The 21,110-nt window shown below is 38.8% G+C and carries 17 protein-coding genes; 6 read left to right on the plus strand and 11 right to left on the minus strand.

All coding sequences use genetic code 11. From position 1 onward, the window contains the following. Window positions 1-44: 44 nt before the first annotated feature. From ACOKFG_RS04100 to nadD, 3 genes are read left to right on the plus strand one after another with little or no spacing between them, the layout of a single operon-like run. Window positions 45-902 (plus strand): YicC/YloC family endoribonuclease, encoded by an 858-nt coding sequence (locus ACOKFG_RS04100; protein WP_298793201.1) that lies wholly within the window; start codon window positions 45-47, stop codon window positions 900-902. Continuing rightward, on the plus strand, window positions 899-1,498 hold the full coding sequence (gene gmk, locus ACOKFG_RS04105; protein WP_299486774.1) for a guanylate kinase: 600 nt from the start codon (window positions 899-901) through the stop codon (window positions 1,496-1,498). Before ACOKFG_RS04100 ends, gmk begins: the two co-directional genes overlap by 4 nt. Next, window positions 1,498-2,082, plus strand: coding sequence for a nicotinate (nicotinamide) nucleotide adenylyltransferase (nadD, locus tag ACOKFG_RS04110; protein ID WP_299486772.1), 585 nt, complete (start codon window positions 1,498-1,500; stop codon window positions 2,080-2,082). The genes gmk and nadD overlap by 1 nt, the downstream gene beginning before the upstream one ends. 4 nt (window positions 2,083-2,086) lie before the next feature. Here nadD and ACOKFG_RS04115 read toward each other — a convergent pair whose 3' ends face one another. From ACOKFG_RS04115 to ACOKFG_RS04130, 4 genes are all read right to left on the minus strand, one after another. Continuing rightward, a complete protein-coding gene (locus ACOKFG_RS04115) occupies window positions 2,087-3,178 on the minus strand; it encodes a glycoside hydrolase family 130 protein (protein WP_299486770.1) in 1,092 nt (363 codons plus the stop codon). Between the two features lie 22 nt (window positions 3,179-3,200). After that, window positions 3,201-3,908 carry a DUF6503 family protein gene (locus ACOKFG_RS04120; RefSeq protein WP_299486768.1) on the minus strand — a complete coding sequence of 236 codons (708 nt, stop codon included), beginning with the start codon at window positions 3,906-3,908 and terminating at the stop codon, window positions 3,201-3,203. A gap of 109 nt (window positions 3,909-4,017) precedes the next feature. Continuing rightward, complete coding sequence (locus ACOKFG_RS04125; protein WP_299486766.1) at window positions 4,018-6,321, minus strand: inorganic phosphate transporter; 2,304 nt, start codon at window positions 6,319-6,321, stop codon at window positions 4,018-4,020. Between the two features lie 75 nt (window positions 6,322-6,396). Further along, window positions 6,397-7,599: a porin gene (locus ACOKFG_RS04130; protein WP_298793213.1), complete on the minus strand. Its 1,203-nt coding sequence runs from the start codon at window positions 7,597-7,599 to the stop codon at window positions 6,397-6,399. Between the two features lie 326 nt (window positions 7,600-7,925). On the opposite strand from ACOKFG_RS04130, the gene dgt reads away from it, so the two are divergent. Then, the gene (gene dgt, locus ACOKFG_RS04135) at window positions 7,926-9,284 is read left to right on the plus strand and encodes a dGTP triphosphohydrolase (RefSeq protein ID WP_298793216.1); all 1,359 of its coding nucleotides are present in this window, start codon (window positions 7,926-7,928) and stop codon (window positions 9,282-9,284) included. Here dgt and ACOKFG_RS04140 read toward each other — a convergent pair. Then, on the minus strand, window positions 9,281-10,348 hold the full coding sequence (locus ACOKFG_RS04140; protein WP_298793219.1) for a DUF3078 domain-containing protein: 1,068 nt from the start codon (window positions 10,346-10,348) through the stop codon (window positions 9,281-9,283). The two genes, dgt and ACOKFG_RS04140, sit on opposite strands and share 4 nt — an antisense overlap. Beyond that, the gene (locus tag ACOKFG_RS04145) at window positions 10,336-12,117 is read right to left on the minus strand and encodes a 1-deoxy-D-xylulose-5-phosphate synthase (RefSeq protein WP_298793221.1); all 1,782 of its coding nucleotides are present in this window, start codon (window positions 12,115-12,117) and stop codon (window positions 10,336-10,338) included. The genes ACOKFG_RS04140 and ACOKFG_RS04145 overlap by 13 nt, the downstream gene beginning before the upstream one ends. Window positions 12,118-12,200: 83 nt before the next feature. On the opposite strand from ACOKFG_RS04145, the gene ACOKFG_RS04150 reads away from it, so the two are divergent. Beyond that, window positions 12,201-12,650 (plus strand): nucleoside deaminase, encoded by a 450-nt coding sequence (locus ACOKFG_RS04150; RefSeq protein WP_298793224.1) that lies wholly within the window; start codon window positions 12,201-12,203, stop codon window positions 12,648-12,650. 56 nt (window positions 12,651-12,706) lie between these two features. Here ACOKFG_RS04150 and ACOKFG_RS04155 read toward each other — a convergent pair whose 3' ends face one another. The 4 genes from ACOKFG_RS04155 to aspS form a co-directional block, all read right to left on the minus strand. Further along, window positions 12,707-12,898, minus strand: a complete 192-nt coding sequence (locus ACOKFG_RS04155) for a cold shock domain-containing protein (RefSeq protein WP_298793226.1) — start codon at window positions 12,896-12,898, stop codon at window positions 12,707-12,709. Between the two features lie 80 nt (window positions 12,899-12,978). After that, window positions 12,979-13,242: a hypothetical protein gene (locus ACOKFG_RS04160; protein WP_298793229.1), complete on the minus strand. Its 264-nt coding sequence runs from the start codon at window positions 13,240-13,242 to the stop codon at window positions 12,979-12,981. Continuing rightward, window positions 13,239-15,023, minus strand: coding sequence for a chloride channel protein (locus tag ACOKFG_RS04165; protein WP_299486762.1), 1,785 nt, complete (start codon window positions 15,021-15,023; stop codon window positions 13,239-13,241). The genes ACOKFG_RS04160 and ACOKFG_RS04165 overlap by 4 nt, the downstream gene beginning before the upstream one ends. A 62-nt stretch (window positions 15,024-15,085) precedes the next feature. Continuing rightward, window positions 15,086-16,834: an aspartate--tRNA ligase gene (aspS, locus tag ACOKFG_RS04170; RefSeq protein WP_299486760.1), complete on the minus strand. Its 1,749-nt coding sequence runs from the start codon at window positions 16,832-16,834 to the stop codon at window positions 15,086-15,088. A gap of 334 nt (window positions 16,835-17,168) precedes the next feature. Here aspS and ACOKFG_RS04175 point away from each other — a divergent pair, with 334 nt between their 5' ends. Further along, window positions 17,169-17,519 (plus strand): nicotinic acid mononucleotide adenyltransferase, encoded by a 351-nt coding sequence (locus ACOKFG_RS04175; RefSeq protein WP_299486758.1) that lies wholly within the window; start codon window positions 17,169-17,171, stop codon window positions 17,517-17,519. Window positions 17,520-17,588: 69 nt separating this feature from the next. Here ACOKFG_RS04175 and ACOKFG_RS04180 read toward each other — a convergent pair whose 3' ends face one another. Continuing rightward, window positions 17,589-21,098, minus strand: a complete 3,510-nt coding sequence (locus tag ACOKFG_RS04180) for an efflux RND transporter permease subunit (RefSeq protein ID WP_422861892.1) — start codon at window positions 21,096-21,098, stop codon at window positions 17,589-17,591. Window positions 21,099-21,110: the final 12 nt, after the last annotated feature.

Raw genomic sequence — 21,110 nt, forward strand, 5'->3', positions numbered from 1 at the left:
AAACCCCATTTTTGGTTACCTTTGCCAAAATTTAATCATCCCATATGATTCAGTCTATGACCGGTTTTGGGAAGCATGTTGTACAGCTTCCCTCCAAAAAAATCACCATCGAACTTAAATCACTTAACAGCAAGAACCTGGATATCAATGCCAGAATTCCACAATTCTATCGGGAGAAAGAATTGGAGCTAAGAAAAATGATTGCCGACGTTTTGGTTAGAGGAAAGGTCGATTTTGGGCTTTATGTTGAAATCACCGGTGAGGAAACTACTACAGCGGTTAATCAAGGTGTGGTAAAAAAGTACATGCAACAACTTGCAAATATCACATCTGGAGATGATTTGAAATTGCTTGAATTGGCTTTACGCATGCCGGATACCATGAAAACGGAAAAGGCTGATATTGATGAAACAGAATATGGAGCCATCAAGACCGCTATGAAAGAGGCTCTTTCGGAAATCTCAAAATTCAGAAATGAAGAAGGCAAGGTTTTGGAAAAAGACTTTATTGGTAGACTCAGTAAGCTTAACAATTTGCTTGAAGAAGTAAAACACATGGACCCTGAGAGACTGGATACGGTTCGTGAGCGACTTGAAAAGGCTGTTGCCGATTTAAAGGTAGAATTGGATGAAAACCGATTTGAACAGGAGCTTATTTACTATCTCGAAAAATACGATATCACTGAAGAAAAGGTGCGTTTAGCAAATCATTTGGATTATTTTGAGAGCACATTGGAATCAAAAGATTCCAATGGAAAAAAGCTCGGATTCATCGCTCAAGAAATAGGTAGGGAAATAAACACCATTGGGTCTAAGGCCAACTATGCACCTATGCAGCAATTGGTGGTCCAAATGAAAGATGAATTGGAAAAAATCAAAGAACAAATGCTCAATGTACTATGAGAAAAGGAGGAAAACTCATAGTCTTTTCAGCCCCTTCAGGAAGCGGTAAAACAACCATTGTAAAATATCTTCTAGAGCAACCTGAATTGAATTTGGCCTTTTCTGTTTCTGCAACTTCAAGACCTAAACGGGGAAGTGAAGAAGAGGGGAAAAACTATTATTTTATCTCAATCCCCGAGTTCAAAAAACATATTAAACAAGGAGATTTTTTGGAATGGGAAGAAGTATATCGAGATAACTTCTATGGAACCTTGAAGAGTGAAGTAGAACGATTATGGGCCGAAGGCAAGAACGTTATTTTTGATATTGATGTTGTAGGAGGTCTTCGTATAAAAAAGAAATTTCCAGAGGAAACCCTAGCAGTTTTTGTGAAACCTCCAAGTGTTGATGAGTTGAAAATTCGCCTAAAAAAGCGAAGTACAGAGAGTGATGACAAAATCAATATGAGGGTGGCAAAAGCATCGGTTGAGCTTGCTACTGCACCCCAATTTGATAAGATTATCAAAAACTACGATTTAGATGTGGCCCTACAAGAATCCCATCAATTGGTAGCCGATTTTGTGGGGGCAACATGTTCAAATTCAGAAGAGGAATAATGAAACGCGTAGGGCTGTATTTTGGAACGTTTAACCCTATCCATATTGGCCATTTGGCTATTGCCAATCATATCGTTGAATTTTCAGGGCTTGACCAAGTATGGTTTGTAATAACTCCACAAAGCCCTTTCAAAACAAAACAATCTTTATTGGATGACCATCATAGATATCAGATGGTGGATGAGGCATTGCAAGATTATCCAAAATTAAAGCCCAGTAAAATTGAGTTCACTCTACCGCAGCCAAATTATACCATAAACACTTTAGTGCATTTGGATGAGGAATATGGTACTGTACATCAATTTTCTTTGATAATGGGAGAGGACAATCTCAAGAGCTTCCATAAATGGAAAAACTATGAGACTATTTTGGAGAACTATTCCATTCATGTATACCCAAGAATTTCAGAAGGAAAAATTGAACATCAGTTTCAAGAGCATCCTAAAATTCACAGGGTAGACGCTCCAATTATGGAAATTTCATCCACTTTTATTCGAAATAAACATAAAGAAGGTAAAAACATCAGGCCTCTGCTTCCAGATGCGGTTTGGAAGTATATGGATGAGATGAATTTTTATAGATAGTAAACTATTTTTTAGAGGTCACAACCCCAACCATACTGTCTGCAGTTCCATAATACAGATACCAAATGCCGTTAAATTGTACCAACCCTTCTAGAAAGGTTGTGCCATCTTTATATTGTCCTGACTTTTCGAAAGGAAGCTCTGGTTTAATGAATGGAGCACTGCATCGGTCCAGTAGCTTCCAAGGTTCTTTGGAATCAAAAAGTGCTTGACCTCCTGTGTAAACCCTATTTCCTAATTCCTTTACGCCAATATTTTGCGAGTTTCCTGCATTGTACAAAACCACAATTCCATTTTCAGTGAGAACGGGAGGTGGTCCGGCCTCTACTAACCAAGAATCAAAATAACCTGGCCTTGGGCTCAAAACGGGTGCAAGACTACCTTCATAGGTCTCTATTGGTGTCCAATCTATTAGATTTTCAGAACTGGCCAACCAAACGTGTGGCACTCCATAATACATCCAATATTTCCCATTGATTTTTGCGGCAACCAGTTTCCCATTATCAAGTTGGGTTACAATAGCACCGGACTTTGTTTCCTTATTTTGATATTTACCTTCCTTGTGATTCTTAAAAACGGGACCATGCTTTGTCCAATGTACAAGATCATTTGAGGTGGCAACTGCTAATCTGGGTACTTGTCTGTTCCATTGTGTGTAGGTAAGCACGTAAAGCCCTTCTTTAGTTTCTACAAGTCTTGGGTCTTCGACTCCTCCGGGCCATTCATTCTTTTTTTGATCATCAACTTTAGGATAAAAAACAGGAAACTTTTTTTTGGAGTAAGAAATTCCATCTTTGGAAACAGCCAATCCGATTCTTGAAGTGTGACCTCCAATTTCCTTTTCCCCCAACTTTTCCTCAGCTCGATAGAACACATGAATCATATTGTCTTTAACTATGGCCGCAGGATTAAAAGTTGCCATGGATTCCCAGAAAACATTTTCATTTTTAATGGGATCTGTAAAGAAGGAGCTAACATCTTTTTGAATAATGGGTTTGGTATCAGTAGCTCTTTTGAAGGGGCCCATCATCCAAGATTTTTCCATTTCCTGAGCAGAACAGAAAGAAATCTGAAATACCGCAATCAATATGAACACACTATATTTCAGAACCCAATCTTTAGTTTTTAATGAGAATATCAGTTCCTAAATATTTATTGTCTTTGTTGTAATACCAGGCTCGGGTCTTAGGCATTTTGATTCCTTGTATCTCTTCGAGTCCTTCAAGCAGAATGTATTCGCCATCATTTTTGGCTTCATCATGATAAAACTGGTAGACTTCCATGGCATAGGTGTTGGGGTCAAAATAGAAATACCAAACATCTTTGCCCACTCCCTCTTCGTAATTCACCTTTAAAACCAGATAATCTTTTCCTTTAAAGGTTTTGGTCAGTACTTTTTCGTGAAGTATGGTGCCTGGGTCTTTGATTTTCATTGGAAGACCATAAAGATAAGTATAGTAATTGCGCATTACGGTTCCCCGCTCGCAAGTCAACCGATACTCATTTCGGTCTTCTTCGGTGATATCTGTTGAGCCATTCAAATGGGTAATACAATCTTGTTTATTGAAGGAATAGGAATACGAATTATTATCCTTTTCAACTTGAAGTTTGAACTGTTCTCTTGGAATATTGATATCGATAATGCTTAATCTATCCGATGATTTTGGAGTTTTCATCAACACCTTAAAGGTGTTGTTCAATTGAGACCATTGATCATTGGGGTCGTGAAAGGCAATAGCCTTGTCCAATAATTCAGTCGATGTAATTGTTTGAGCCTTTAGGGCGTTATAGGTAATTAATACCAATACAATAAATATCCAGCGCATACGGTAAAAGTATAAAAATAAAAATTCCGGTTTCAGCCTTGAGTGTGAAACCGGAATTTTGTTCTTTGATTCCGAATATTTTTCGGAATAGGGTTTAGGCTATCTTCAATTAAGCTGGTTCGGTTGGCTCAATCCTAGCAGGTTCAATAGAACTATCATGCTCAACGTAATATAGCTCCAAAAGCTCAAATACAACTTCTACCAAATCCTTGCTCTCGGTAAGTATTGAGAAATACAAGGTAGTATTCTTTGGGCTGGATTCTTCGGTACGTGTCCTAGCAACTTGACGTTGAATTTTATCTGACATCAATTGAAATAGACCTTCCTTCTTCTCTAAAGTACTTCCTATTTCTTCAAAGGACCTATTTTCGAAAATTTGCTGAGTATTAGCAAACAATTTTTCCAGTTCCAAATCAAGCTCTTTGATTTCTTTGATTTGGTTATACTTTAATTTTTTGTGATTGTTGTTCACGTGTTTGTGACTCACTTTGCCGATATACTCCAACGACTGGGCAATATCAGTTAAGTGCGCCAAAGTATTTATATAAAAATTACTTGCACCTACATTGGCCTCATCAAGATTTTTGATGAAAAAGAATAGATGGTTTCGAAGATCTTCAATCTCGTCAGATAGTTTTGTGCCTTGCTTCTTGTTCTTTTTCAAAAGCTCCAAATCTTGCTTTGCCAACCCATTTATGGAATTGGTATAGATTTTATTGGTACGCTTTAAAACATTCGCAATGTTACTGGCGCTCTCTTCAATAACCCCTTGAACAGAACTGCTTTCAGCCCTGTTTAGACTATCCTCGGCCTTTTGCTCCTTGGCTTTTTTGTTATAAGCACTGTAATTACGCACTAAAAGTAAAATGGCAGCAAATAAAAGAATCGCGATTGCAGCTCCTTGTCCAAAGTTGATAAGGGTTAAAATTGTACCTGCTGAAATAAAGGCTATAATCGCAGTACCAAACCAACCACCTATTACATTAAGCACACCTGCAACTCTATATACGGCACTTTCCGCACCCCAAGCTCTATCTGCTAAAGAGGTACCCATGGCAACCATAAAGGTTACATAAGTAGTAGACAGTGGTAATTTATATGAAGTCGCGATGGAAATAAGGATACCCGCAACCATTAGGTTTACTGCGGCCCTTACCATATCAAAAGCAGGAAGTTTGTGTACTTTGTCCTGAGACAATGCAATTACTGGTTTTTCAAACTTTTTGTCCATGCCTGCTTTCAGACCTTTTGGAAGCAAACTGTTGAAATATTTTGAAATATTAGAAGACATCCGTACCAAGCCTCTTGAGAAAAAATTGGGTTGAAACCTTTCTTTAGCTTCCCCTTCTCTTGAAAGATTGATTTCGGTATCAGCGACATATCTTGCCTTTTTGGAAAGCCATAAAGTGGCCACCATTACAATTCCTGCAACAAATAGCAGCACTGTGGGGGTAGGCACTTTTTTAGCCAGTACCTCCATGCTAAATTCCGCAGCTGGAATGCCAGAAGCGACCCAAGCTTCATAGCTCTGCCATGCTGCAATAGGCACTCCAATAAAGTTCACCAAGTCATTGCCTGCAAAGGCCAACGCCAGGGCAAAGGTGCCAACACCGATAATTACTTTATAGATATTGATTTTGGCAACGTGAATAAATACGTAGGATAGAAGGGACCAAACTATAAAGTTTACAATTACTATTGAAAAAACTTCGGCTTCCAGAAAATCTTTAATTTTCATTCCACCAAGAATAGCAAAGCTCTCACCAGCAAAAGGTGTTCCTTTTATCCCTTTCATTAGAATGAAATACACCATGGAAGACAAAGCAACTCCACCAAATAATGCGCCTACCCACTTTGCTTTTTTCTCAAAATTATAGGACAATAGCAGTCGGGAAATCCACTGTACAATGGCGCCTATAGTAAATGCAACAAAAACAGACAACAAGATTCCTGAAATAATCTGAATGGCCTTAGAAGTGTTTATATAATTCACTACATCGGAAAAATCTCCGTTTGCTGCACCAATTTTTAAAAGTGACATGGCAACGGCGGCACCTAACAATTCAAATACAATTGATACGGTAGTTGAGGTGGGCATACCCAAAGTGTTAAAGAAATCAAGAAGCAATATGTCCGTAATCATGACTGCCATGAAAATGAACATGATTTCTTGAAAATAAAACTCACCAGGATTAAAAATACCCTTACGTGCAACCTCCATTAATCCGCTAGAGAATATGGCACCACACGCTATACCAGCACTGGCAATAATCATTATGGTTTTAAATGAAATGGCCTTTGAACCGATTGCCGAATTCAAAAAATTAACCGCATCGTTACTGACCCCAACTACCAAATCGGCAACGGCCAAAACGGCAAGGGCGATGATCATTAATAAGTAAATATTGTCCATAATTGTATCTAAAAAATAATTGTCAAATGTCTATACTTTGCTGATTTTCAATGTTATTTAAAAGTTATGTTTTGCTTAAAAATGAACATCGACCTGCAATCGGTACATCAATTCATCACTGCCACTATCGAAAGAAAGATAGCTAAAATCTGTTTGCACCTTTAACTTGTGCCCAACAATATATTTTGAAAGGCCAACAGTGTATTGAGCTCGATCACTGCTTCCAGTAATGTCATCAAAATTAACGTCTGTATATCGACCCGAAACTTCCCAATTATTTTTAAGAAGATAACCGGACTGAAGATTTAAAGCATTTCCAACAAGCACAACATCTCCTGTTGGCGACCCATCAGAATTTAATGCTATTGGATTGTGGGCGTCTCTGTGCGCATATTCACCCATAAGTGAAAAACCTTGATATTTAAACATGGCATCCACAAAGGTTGTGTTGATAGTGGTCTCATAAAAACCTACATCATTTGTCATGTATGAACCCAGGTTGCTTCTTGTTTTTACGGCATTTTGATTTGTATCATATGTAGCTGCCAACAATAATTTAGGTGTTTGCTCCCGCTTCAGGTCGGCACCACTATAATCTCCTTTGCTTATGAATTTCCCAAATGGGAGCAATTCTATTCGTGCTGTATATTGATGTCCTCCAAGGTTGCCTGAAGTAATATTTCTGCCTTCACCTTGTGAAAGTGCCAGTTTTTCGCGAACCAAAAACTTATCAGTTAAGTTAAAATGATGTCTTAACTGAATTCCCATATCCCGATCAATATTAAACCTACTGTTCAACAATGAACGATCTACTTGTTGAAGATTTCCTGATGAAATTACCCGTTCAATATTACCTGGAAGTTTTGTTTGCCCAACCCATAATTCAAAATTCTCATGAAAATTCCACATGATCACCGCATCGAGAATATATCGTGGCGCATTGTTTGTGAATTCACTTGTTCCTCCAATATCACGATTGGATAATCCAAGTTCGAATTTATATTTGAGTTTTGGAGAATAGGCAAAACCATCAAATTTTAACCTTGCTCTGCGCACTAAAAAATTCTGTTCAGGATTGGCAAATCCGTCATTTGCACCCTCATCCCAGGTTGCAATGCCCAATAGTTGCATACGCATTGCGAATTTCATGGTCCAAGTACTGTCTTTGCCGACAATATTAAAGAGTCCTTTACCAAATTTAGGGGCTTCTACTTTTTGAGCGTGGGAAGAAACACAAACAAGTGCAAAAAGGCCGACGGCCAGTAATTTAAAATTCATTTCAATATTAGTTTTTGTCGGGTGCAAAGAACTAATATCAATGTTAAGTTAATGTTTGCTTTATGTTATTTTTAATATGGCCACCCTGGCCAAGGTGGCCATAAATTCGACTTCAAAAAATAGTTGACAAAAACTAATATATTATGAAATCAAGTTGTCTCAAGACTTTAACAAAAGTCCAATAGAAAAACCAACTTATTGTAATCTAAAGATTAACTTATGTTTAAACTTCATGAGGTATTTAATGGATATTTGCTCACTGATACAGGTTATAACAACTACATAGTAAACATAAAATGTATATTGCAATTTAATTTAAGTCCTGCATGAACTGGGAAGCCCTTTTATCATTAAAACGCCTAGGCGACACCAACAAAAGACTACGAAAAGAACAAGAAGAAACCCGGTTGGGTTTTGAAGTAGATTATGATCGAATCATCTTTTCTGCCGCATTTAGAAGTCTGCAAGATAAGACTCAGGTTATACCATTGCCTATTAGTTTGGGGTCCAATAAAGATTTTGTGCATACCCGCCTTACACATAGTTTGGAGGTTTCCGTTGTGGGCAGAAGTCTTGGGAGAATTGCAGGGAAACAAATTTTGGGCAAATACCCGCACTTAAAAGAAGTTCACGGATATGAGTTCAATGATTTTGGAGCTATCGTGGCTGCTGCGGCTCTTTCGCATGATATTGGCAATCCACCTTTTGGCCATTCGGGAGAAAAGGCAATTGGAAATTATTTTGAACAGGGGAATGGAAAAAAGTATAAGGCTCTTCTATCCGATCTGGAATTTCAGGATTTAGTAGATTTTGAAGGCAACGCAAATGGCTTCAAACTATTAACCGAATCACGGGAGGGAGTTCCCGGCGGACTTCGCTTAAGTTATGCCACTTTAGGTGCTTTTATGAAATACCCCAAAGCTTCGTTGCCTAAGAAGCCCACCAAGCATATTGCAGATAAAAAATTTGGCTTTTTTCAATCAGAAATAGAGTTTTTCAAGGATGTGGTTCAAGAACTCGGTCTTGCTACAAACCCAAACAACCCCGGGATTGGATTTTACCGCCACCCGCTAACTTATTTGGTTGAAGCCGCGGATGATATCTGCTATACCATTATCGATTTTGAAGATGGCATCAATTTGGGACTTATTCCCGAGGAATTCGCGTTGGAATATCTAATTAATTTGGTAAAAGATAATATCAACACAAAGAAGTACAGCGCCATGACCAATTCGAGTGATCGCTTGAGCTATTTAAGAGCTTTGGCCATAAATACTCTTATCACGGATGCGGTGGAAGTCTTTATTGCCAATGAATCGGATATTCTTAAAGGAAACTTCGATGCATCCCTACTGGACAAGGGCAAATATCAAGCGCAAATTGATGACATTATAAAATTGAGTGTTGAAAAAATATACCTGTCCACGGAAGTGGTCGATAAGGAATTAGCTGGGTATAAGATTATTTCAGACATACTAGATTTTTATACTACAGCGTTGATGAACATAAAGCAAGGAACGGATACCAATTATGATAGGTTATTGGCGAAGAGTCTTCCTGAAAACTATCGAAATACTGAGAGTACTATCTATAGAATTTTATTGAATACCTGCTGCTTCGTGGCTAGCTTATCCGATAGTGCAGCGGTTCATATTCACAACAAATTGATGGGGAAGCAACTTTAGAATGCATAGTTAAGCCCTACACCCAACAGTTGCTTAAATTGTATTTTTGGAATCCCAGGGTCTATTACGGTTCCATCCGCATCGGTAACCTCATCAAATTTAATGTCGTCATCAAAAATGAGATGGGTTCCAATATTGGCATTGATGAATTTGTTGACCTTTAGGTTAAAGTTCAATTCCCAATCCACATCTATGTTTCCAAAACTTAATAGATAATCGGTATATAAACTTATTCGATGATTCATAAAGACGTTCTTAAGGACCTCCTTCTCCCAAGAATTGGTCACCAAAAACCCTATCTCCATAAATAAATGTTCACCTGGGTCTACACCAAACACCCCTTGATTGGATAAATCTTCATCCAGCACAAAAGTGGCCTTTTGGGTAACCGGAGAAATATATAAGTTGAATTTCCTTCCTTCTGGAATATAGGATGTCCCAACACCTAAAAACAAATAACCAGGGGCCATAAAACGGGAAATAGGGGTGTCACGGTCTGGATATTTATACCCGTTAGAGAACTGGGTATTAAAGCTGGTCTTCACGGAGTAGTACCAATTGGTTATGGTGTCTTTTCTAAAACCAATGGTAGATGCAAGCCTTATTTGGTCATCAGTTTTACGTAATTGCCTTCCTTCTTGTGCGTTTAGTCCGTAGCGTAGACGAAGTTCATTTTTCCAGTTGAGGTAGCGAAATTTATAGTTTCGGTTAAAACTCATGCTGGCCAATGCGGAAACCGAATTGTCTCCCCCCGCATTCCAATTTACAAAAGCAACTTCGTTAATGTTTAGTCCAAATTCGTTGGTTTTGGTCCAAAAGGATTTAGGAACAAAACGTCTATATTTTTTTGCTAGAGGTTTTATCCGATTCAGCACAGTTCTTGGATCCGTAAGCTTGGCACCCCTGGTAACATATTTCAATTTTACATCCTTGATTCGAACAACTTGAAATCCCGATGATGTGGTATCAGCATCTTGTTCGAAAACCCTTAAAAGGTTTATCTGTGCACTTGAACTGGATACAAAACACAGTAAAAAAAAGAAAAAGCAGACTATTGGTCGCATTGGGTTAAGGTTGATTTTATATAAGAACGTACTGCATCAAAATCTATACCAGCCATGGCGTGGGTTTCCTGAATTGTTCCGTGTTCAACAAACTTATCAGGAACCGCAAATATTTTAACAGGGGTAGTGTATCCATTATGGTTGGCAAATTCTAGAATCGCGGAGCCAAATCCGCCAGTTTCGCAACCATCCTCCAGAGTTGCAATTTGATCGTATTTGTTGAAGATGGTATGCAGTAGTTTCTCATCCAGAGGCTTTACAAAGCGCATATCATAATGACCAATAGCATGAAAGTCTTCGATTTCTTCAATAATTTTGGACACAATATTACCTAAATGCCCAATCGATAAAATTGCAATTCCCGCACCTTTTTTAAGACAACGACCCGTACTTATTTCAATTTTTTGAAAATCATTTTTCCAATTTAGATTCACTCCACGTCCTCTAGGGTACCTAATGGCAATTGGGCCGCTGGTAGCTAATTGAGCGGTATACATAATGTTTCGAAGTTCCATTTCGTTCATTGGAGCAAAAATGGTCAGGTTTGGAATGCACCTTAAATAAGCAAGATCGAAAACACCATGATGGGTAGCGCCATCTTGACCAACAAGTCCGGCTCTATCCAAACAAAAAATTACAGGAAGGTTCTGAAGAGCGACATCATGTATGACCTGATCATAGGCACGCTGTAAAAAAGTGGAGTAAATATTACAAAAAGGAATAAGCTCTTGAGTGGCCATTCCAGCGGCAAGTGTCACAGCATGCTGTTCGGCAATACCAACATCAAAAGCACGGTCCGGAATTTCGTCCATCATAAGTTTTAAGGAACTTCCGGTCGGCATAGCAGGAGTTATGCCCACAATTTTCTCATTTAACTTTGCCAGCTCAACAATGGATTCCCCAAAAACATCCTGGTATTTAGGGGGAAGTTTTTCTTCTGCTTTTTTGACTTGCTCTCCCGTGATTTTGTCAAACTTGCCAGGAGCATGGTATACGACTTGGTTTTCTTCTGCTTTTTTAAGCCCTTTTCCCTTCGTGGTAATAATATGAAGCAATTTAGGCCCTTGAACTTTTTTCAAGCGCTGTAATTCCGCAACCAATTTTTTAATATCATGACCATCTACTGGACCGGAATAATCGAGATTAAGGCATTCGAAGATATTTTCATCTTTTGCTTTACCTGTCTTTACATTGGTCAAATACTTTTTGAGTGCCCCGACACTTGGGTCGATTCCTATAGCATTATCATTTAGAATGATGAGGGCATTGACATCGGTTACCCCCAGATGATTCAAACCCTCAAAAGCCATTCCGCTAGCAATAGAAGCATCACCAACCACGGCGATATGTTGCCTACTATCATCTCCGGAAAGTTTGGATGCCATGGCCATTCCTAAAATCGCCGAGATGGCTGTTGAGCTATGTCCGGTACCAAAAGAATCGTATTCACTTTCACTTCGTTTTGGAAAACCGCTGATACCGCCCGATTGTCTATTGGTGTCAAAAACAGCTTTACGACCGGTCAATATTTTATGGCCATAAGCTTGATGGCCAACATCCCATATCAATTGGTCATTAGGAGTGTTGAAAACATAATGAAGTGCGATGGTAAGTTCGACTACACCAAGACTGGCACCGAGATGCCCTTCCTTGGTCGACACAATGTCAATTATAAAACGCCTTAGCTCTTGGGCAAGTTGAGGCAACTTATCCAATTGTAATTCTCTAACATCCGCAGGGAAGTTGATATGTGTCAAAAGTTTTTCCAAGAATTCAAAAAACAAAAATACCTATAATCGGTAATATGTTTTATGTGTAGATTAGCTATCTCAATTTTCATTTGGAAAAATTCGTGGAAAATCCGTTCGATGACACTTATTTTATGAAGAAGGCCTTGCAAGAAGCGGAAATAGCTTTTGAAAATGGCGAGGTGCCTGTGGGTGCAATTGTGACCGTAAACAATAGAATTATAGGCAGGGCCCATAATTTAACTGAACGATTAAACGATGTTACCGCACATGCCGAAATGCAGGCTATTACAGCTGCTTCTAACTTTTTAGGAGGCAAATACTTGCACGGCTGTACATTATATGTGACGTTGGAACCCTGTCAAATGTGTGCTGGCGCATTGTATTGGAGCCAGGTTTCCAAAATTGTGTACGGTGCAGCAGATTTGGAGCGGGGATTTAACGTAATGGGAGGAAACATTCACCCAAAAACAGAAATTGTTGGAGGCATTCTGGAAAATGAAGCTTCGGAAATGCTAAAAAGATTCTTTATACAGCGAAGGAACTTGAACTAAACAAAAAATCCCGACTGCTAGGCCGGGACTGTACAAATCAAAATAAAATATTGTTGTTAGATTACCTGCACTTGTGCAGCAACCACTCCTTTTCTTCCTTCTTCTTCTTGGTATTCTACTTTGTCGCCTTCGTTCAACGACACTCCGTTCAATGCAGTAACATGAACAAAAATGTCTTTTCCTGTTTCGTCGTTGGTAATGAATCCATAACCTTTAGATTCATTAAAAAATTTTACTGTTCCAGTCATTTAAAAAAATAATTGTTAAAACACTAAAATAGTTTATTTAAAAAAACAAAAAGTAAAATGTAGGTGAAATCTTTGAAAAATCATTGATTATCAGAGCTTTTTCTGTCCTTAGCCTGCATTTTTTCTATGTTTTCCTTGGTCAACATATAGTCTTTCATATTTTTTCCTTTCCTCTCTTTGAATAGAAACAGAGGCATTACCACAAGAAAAAGACCAGCCGTGCCGGCTCCTATAAATTTATTCGCTTTTGAGGTCTCTTCTTCTTTAATAGAGAACCCATAAAGAATGGAACCCACTGAAAGAAATAAGGCAAGAACGACAATATATTTGAGCTTTAATTTCATCGCGTGTAATTGATAAGTTTTCTTCGATAGGCGGTTAACAGTTTGGATTTTGATATAAAACCAACATATTTACCATCCTTGATTACAGGTAGATTCCAAGCTCCGCTATCTTGGAATTTTTTCATCACCGCTTTCATATTGTCCGAATTATAAAAAATATGTTCCGGTGGGGCATGCATCAAATTCTTTACGTGAGTTGTTTCATATAATCCACGATCAAACATAAACTCTCTAATATCATCCAAAACAATAATTCCAATCAATTTTTCTTCTTCATTAAGTACCGGAAAGATATTTCGTTTGGATTTTGAAACGGATTCGTGCAACATATCTCCCAATGACATCTCAGGATGCACGGGTTTGAAGTTTGTTTCAATAACATCATCCAATTCCATCATGCCAAGGACCATTAGGTCTTTGTTGTGGGTTAGAACAGCACCAATTTTAGCAAGCTCTTTGGTATAGATTGTGTAATCCAAAGCATTTTTGGTAATTAAAAATGAGATGGAAGCTGTTATCATCAAGGGAACAAAAAGTTGATAACCCCCTGTTATTTCTGCTATTAAGAAAATTGCAGTCAAAGGAGCATGAATTACACCGGCAATCAAACCTGCCATTCCAATTAGTGTAAAATTGCTTTCTGAAACTGAAAATCCGAGTCCAATGTTATTAATGACTTTGGCCACCACATTGCCTAGGGCACTACCCATAACCATAGTAGGAATAAAAATTCCACCAGCACCACCAGCAGCAAAAGTTGCCGTCATAGCAATGGCCTTAAAAATGGTGATTCCGAACAGAAGCGCAATCACTACCCAAATATTATGAACGTAGGCATCAAATGGGGTCTTGCCCAATGCAACTAAATGGTCTCCGCTCAAAAGATTGTTTATAAAACCAAACCCTTCTCCGTATAATGGAGGAATGGCGTAGAGCATAATCCCGATTGCAATACCCCCAACCAATAGCTTGTATTTTGGACTTTTGAATCTTTTAAAGAAATTCAGGATGCCAAAGTACATTTTGGTAAAATAAATGGAAGCGAAGGCAGTTCCCACACCAAGCAGAACATAAAAGAGTGTGTCTTTAAGTTCAAATCCTTCGGATAAAGAAAAACTGAATAACACCTCATTTCCCAAGAAAAAGTAGGAGGTAAGCACACCAGATATGGAAGCCAATAATAACGGTAGCATGGATAACATGGTAAGGTCTAAAGTAAAGACCTCAACTGCAAAAATTATGGCAGCAATGGGTGACTGAAAAATGGAGGAAATGGCCCCTGCTGAAGCGCAAGCCACCAAAAGTGACCGTGTTTTTGCATCAATATGGAATAATCTACTCAGATTTGAACTCAAGGCTGATCCGGATTTAACAGCAGGCCCAAGCAATCCGACCGAACCCCCAAAGCCGACGGTTAGAGGAGCAGCAATTAAAGGAGTGTAGATGTTTTTAACTTTTAAGAGCCCTCCTTTTTTAGACAAAGCAAAAATGATGGAGGACACGGCATGCTGAATCGGTTTTTTGTGCACGTATTTTACGTACAAATACACAAGTGTCAAACCTACAATGGGCAAAATAAAATACAATTGGTTTTGAGAAATTACAATGCCGCTTTCTAAAGCAGATTGAATAAAATAAGTAACGTTTTTTAGAGTAACAGAAACCAATCCGGCCAAAAACCCCACCACTATACTCATGACGTGGACAAAGGTTTTGTTGGAGATATTTTTATATCGCCATTTCAAGAAACGGGTAAGCCAGCTTTTCTTTTTGTTTGGCATTTAAGCGGATGATATATCTAAAAGTATTAAAAATCCCGCTCTATGGCGGGACTTTCTTTGACTTAAAGATCTAATCTTAAGTGGAGTTCTTTTAATTGATCGTCATCAATATACGCTGGAGCATCAATCATCACATCTCTTCCGCTATTATTTTTGGGGAATGCAATAAAATCTCTAATCGTTTCTTGACCACCCAAAATGGACACAAGCCTATCCAACCCAAAGGCAATGCCGCCATGCGGAGGCGCCCCGTATTGAAAAGCATCCATTAAAAACCCAAACTGTTCTTTGGCCTCTTCTTGTGAAAATCCTAAATGTTTGAACATAGTTGCTTGTACCTCCTTGTCATGAATACGTATAGAACCACCGCCAATTTCATTTCCATTCAACACCAAATCATAGGCGTTTGCTTTTACTTCTCCTGGTTTGGAATCCAATAATTCAAGCTGCCCTGGTTTCGGTGACGTAAACGGGTGGTGCATGGCATGATAACTGCCTGTTTCTTCGTCCAATTCGAGCAATGGAAAATCAACAACCCATAATGGAGCAAATTCATCTGATTTTCTAAGCCCCAATCGTTCAGCAAGTTCCATTCGAAGTGCACTTAACTGCGCCCTTGTTTCATTTGTATTGCCCGAAAGCACACAAATTAAATCACCAGGTTTGGCATTCGTCACTTCCTCCCATTTGGCCAAGTCTTCCTGATCATAAAATTTATCGACGGAAGATTTATAAGAACCATCTTCGTTGCATTTTACATAGACCATGCCTTTGGCCCCAACTTGGGGACGTTTGACCCAATCGATTAATTTGTCAATTTCTTTGCGAGTATAAGAAGCTCCTCCTGGAACTGCAATTCCAACGACCAACTCAGCCGAATTGAAGACATTAAAATCTTTATGTTGGGCAACGGAATTCAATTCCCCAAATTCCATCTCGAAACGAATATCAGGTTTGTCATTCCCATAGCGTTTCATAGCCTCATCGTATGTGATACGTAGAAAATCTGCTGCTTCAACGCCTTTGATTTCTTTTAATAGGTGTTTAGTCAACCCTTCGAAAGTATTCAAAATATCTTCCTGTTCTACGAAGGCCATTTCACAATCTATTTGTGTGAATTCTGGTTGTCTATCCGCTCTAAGATCTTCATCCCTAAAACATTTTACAATCTGAAAATACTTGTCCATTCCACCTACCATTAGCAATTGCTTGAAGGTTTGTGGCGATTGTGGCAATGCATAAAACTGTCCTTCATTCATGCGACTTGGAACTAGAAAATCCCTCGCACCTTCTGGAGTGGATTTAATAAGATAGGGGGTTTCAACATCTATAAAACCTTGTTCGGAAAGATATTTTCGGACTTCCATGGTTACTTTGTGCCTAAAAATCAGGTTTTCTCGTACAGGGTTTCTTCTGATATCCAGATAGCGATATTTCATTCTAATATCTTCTCCTCCGTCAGTTTCATCTTCAATAGTAAAGGGGGGGAGTTTGGATTCATTTAAAATTGTCAATTCAGTTACAAGCACCTCAATATCACCAGTGGGTATATTGGGGTTTTTTGAAGCTCTTTCAATAACCTCACCTTTAACCTGTATAACTGTTTCCCTTCCAAGTTCCCTGGCTTTTTCCAACAATTCTGATGAAGTACGATCTTGATCAAAGACCAATTGGGTAATACCATAACGATCTCGAAGGTCTACCCAAGCAACAAATCCTTTGTCTCTTATTTTATGTACCCAACCACTGAGTGTAACGGTTGAGTTAGTGTCCGATGCCCTTAATGCACCACAAGTATTGCTTCTGTACATGATGTTAGCTCTGAAGGCGCAAATTTAAGGGGAATGTCAATATTTATCGCTAGATATATCGATTTTCTGATCAATGTTCTGTTTCAAAAGAATTGTTTTCAGTCAAGTGTAATGCAATATTAATTATTGATTTTGGGAGCACACCAATTGGTTTTTTAGTTAAAATTTTCCGATAAAAATACCTAAGTAAAAAACTTAACATTGGATAATTACCTGACAAACAGTTGATTATGATTTAAATGTAAACTTAATGTTATGCAAATGTGTTTTTAATGTAAAATAATTTTTATCTTTAGAACGTTAGGATTATTCCACAGATTAAAACCCATAGCATATGAAGAACGTAATATTTTTAATGACAGCGCTATTTTCGGTTTGCATTTACGCCCAAAAAGCTGAGCCAACATTGGAAAAAGTTGGTGAAATGGTAAAAGCCACATATTTTCATGAAAATGGCGAAATAGCCCAAACGGGACATTACTTAGAGGGTAAGTTACATGGACAATGGTTCATGTATAATACTGACGGTAAAAAAATTGCCTCCGGAAAATATATAAGCGGAGTAAAGTCTGGTAAATGGTTTTTTTGGGAAGGTGAGCAATTGAAAGAAGTTGATTATGCCGACAATCGCATTGTTGATGTGAAAAAATGGAATCAATCAGAAATTGCTTCAACAAATCTATAAACTGGAAAAAGTTTTATGAAAAAGCCCCAACCATTGGTCGGGGCTTTTTTATTTGATTATTTCAAAAAATTATGCTGCTATATCAAGCACTTCCTTTTTGTCATCTTCTTTTCTTTTTCTGTTTTTTCGAATCCTTACTTTGACTCGGTACACAATACTAAATAAGATAGGAACGACTATTAGCGTTAAAAAGGTAGCTACAAATAATCCATAGATAACCGTCCAAGCTAAAGGACCCCAAAATATAACATTGTCACCTCCAAAGTAAATGTTTGGATTGAACTCACTAAATAGGGTAAAGAAGTTGATATTAAAACCTGTGGCTAAAGGAATTAGACCAAGGATTGTAGTAATCGCTGTTAACAATACGGGTCGTAATCTTGCTTTACCACCTTTTACCACGGCCTCCAAAAAGTCTTTGGATTCTAACAATTGATCATCATCCAATTCCAGTTCCACTTTCTTTCTGTCGATCAGTAATTGAGTATAATCCAACAACACCACTCCATTGTTCACCACAATCCCGGCCAATGAAATGATTCCCATCATGGTCATCATAATTACGAAAGCACTTCCAGTTGCCACTATTCCTCCGAACACTCCAATCAAACTCAAGAAAATGGCAAGCATAATAATTCCAGGTTTTGATATGGAGTTAAACTGGAAAATCAAGATGAAGAAAATCAAACCAAGGCCGGTAAAAAATGCTCCCATTAGGAAGGCCATCTGTTTGTTTTGTTCTTCAATTTGTCCTGTATAGTCGATTTTTATGCCCGCTGGAAGATCAGTGAAACTTTCCATTTCGGCTTGGACCTTGCTAACAATGGCGCCCGCATCTGTAAAGCCTGGTGCCAAAGCAGAATAAACCGTTACCACTCGTTGAGTTTCTTTATGCTTGATGGCACTAAACCCAGAGGTGTTCACCTGGTTAGCCACGGCAGAAATTGGAACTTCTTTTGTTTGTCCTGAATTCTGGTCCTTGAAGGTAATCTTTTGATTAAAGATCGCGCTGGTGTTATATCTATTCTCTTCATTAAACCGAACGTAGATGTCATAATCCTCACCATCTTCTTTATAAATACCCGCTTTTGCCCCGAAAATGGAATTTCTAAGTTGTTGTCCCACTTGACCTGTGGATACACCTAACTCACCTGCCTTTTTTCGGTCAACCTCCACAAGCATTGAAGGTTTGGATTTATTTACATCTATTTTGAGTTCATCAATTCCAGGAATATTCTTTCCGTTGATGTAATTCCGCATTTTTTCTGCAGTAGCAATCAATTCAGAGTAATCATTTCCTTCCAATTCAATATTGATAGGATATCCGGCCGGAGGACCTACAGCATCCTTTTCAACAGAAATAGCGACACCTGGATAAACATCTTTCAATGCTTCTTGAACCTTCTTGAGCAAATCGTTACTATCTGAACCTTCACGGAATTTATATTCCCGCATGGTAGCGGTAATCTTTCCACGATGGGGCATTTCCGCCGCTGAACCCCCATCAGTTTGAGGATTACCGGCTCCTTCACCTACTTGCGATACAGCGCTTTCAGTCAAAAAGTTGTAGTCGCCGTGCAGGTATGCATCTTCATTGATAATATCATAAACCCGACTTTCAATGTCCTTGGTAATCTGATCGGTCTTTTTTATATCGGTACCCTCAGGATATTCAATGTAGACAATGATTTGGTTAGGCGTATTGTCGGGGAAGAACTCCACCTTAGTGCGTTGACTTCCCACGGAAGCTCCAAAGCCCATAAAGGCCAAGAACAACAATACGAAGGTTCCAACAGCTATAAAAATGGGCTTTCTACCTGCCAATGCTTTGCGAAGCATTCTCTCATAGAACTTTTCCCATCTCGGCAAGACTTTGTTCTGAAAACCATTGGCCCAACCTCTTAAGAAAAGACGATATACCCAAAGCATAATTGCCGTAAATAACATAAGTGTACCCAACGCCCTATAACTACCTCCAAACAGTAGAATCAAAAGCCCAACACCCGCTACAATAGAAGTTATTTGGATAATATTCTTTAAAGGCATTTTCTTGTCGTCCGTGGTCATATACCGTGATACCAAAACCGAGTTAAAGAAGATGGCTACAAATAAGGAGGACCCCAAAACAACGGACAAAGTCACGGGGAAATAGATCATAAACTGCCCCATGACCCCTGGCCATAGACCTAGTGGCACAAAAGCCGCTACAGTGGTCAAGGTTGAGATAATAATTGGGAAGGCAATTTCACCAATTCCTTTTTTGGCAGCCTCTACCCGTGACATACCTTCTTGCTCTATGAGACGATACACATTTTCTACCACCACAATACCATTGTCTACAAGCATCCCCAATCCCATAATCAATCCAAATAGAATCATGGTGTTCATGGTATAGCCCAAAGTGCTCAGAATCATTAGCGACATAAACATGGACATTGGGATTGCAAACCCAACGAAAAGGGCGTTCTTGAATCCAAGGAAGAACATCAGAACAGTAACCACCAAGATGATTCCAAAGATGATGTTGTTTACTAAATCATCTACTTGACCAATAGTTTTGGAAGACTGGTCATTGGCTATGGTCACTGTTAAGTCTTGTGGAAATACATTCTCAATGGCATCTTCCACGATATCCTGAATCTGCTCTGCCGCAGCTACCATGTTTTTACCGGCACGTTTCTTAACGTCCAGCATCACAACAGGATGTCCGAACTCACGCGCGTAGGTGGTCTTGTCCTCTTCTTCAAAGGAAACCTCGGCAATATCTTTTAGATAAACAGGGTCGTCATTTTCTGATTTCACTACAAAATTGTCCAGGTCCTCTGGCTTATCAATTTCCCCTACAATTCTAATTGTCCTTCGTTGTCCACTAGTAATCAAGTTACCAGCAGAAGTGGTCATATTCTCGTTGCCAATAGCGGTAATTATATCATTGAAGCTTACCTGGGCGGCCATCATTCTGTAAATATCAACGGCAACCTCAACCTCTTTCTCCTGAGCACCACGGATATCTACCTGCTTTATTTCTTGCAAGCTTTCTATCTCATCTTCCAAATATTCACCGTACTCTTTCAGTTTATTCACGGGATAATCTCCAGAAATATTGATGTTTAAAATTGGAATTTCTTCGGACATACTCAGGTCAAAAACATTGGGTTCAACCTTTGCGTTGTTGAATGTGGGCCAATCTTCACCTGCAGTTTGTGAGTCTACCTCATCTTTTACTTTTTGTTTGGCGGCCTCAACGGAAATATTCTCATCAAACTCCACAATGATCATTGAATAATCTTCCTGGGAGGTTGAGGTGATTTCAACAACGTTACTTACCGTTTTTAGTTCATCTTCAAGAGGGTCTGTTATCAGTTTTTCAATATCCTCGGCTGTATTTCCTGGATAAAGTGAGCTGATATAGATTTTTGTTTCCTTAATCTCGGGGAAATTTTCCCTAGGCATGCTAAAGTATGCGGATGCCCCTAGAAAAAGTATCACGGCGATCAAAACATACATGGTTGTTTTGTTGTCAATAGCCCACGAGGACAGCCCAAATTCTTTGTCGACTTTCTTCTTTTGCTTGCTCATAATAATTTATGT

Source organism: Flagellimonas rhodophyticola (genome assembly GCF_049332665.1).
In the GTDB taxonomy this organism is placed as follows: domain Bacteria; phylum Bacteroidota; class Bacteroidia; order Flavobacteriales; family Flavobacteriaceae; genus Flagellimonas.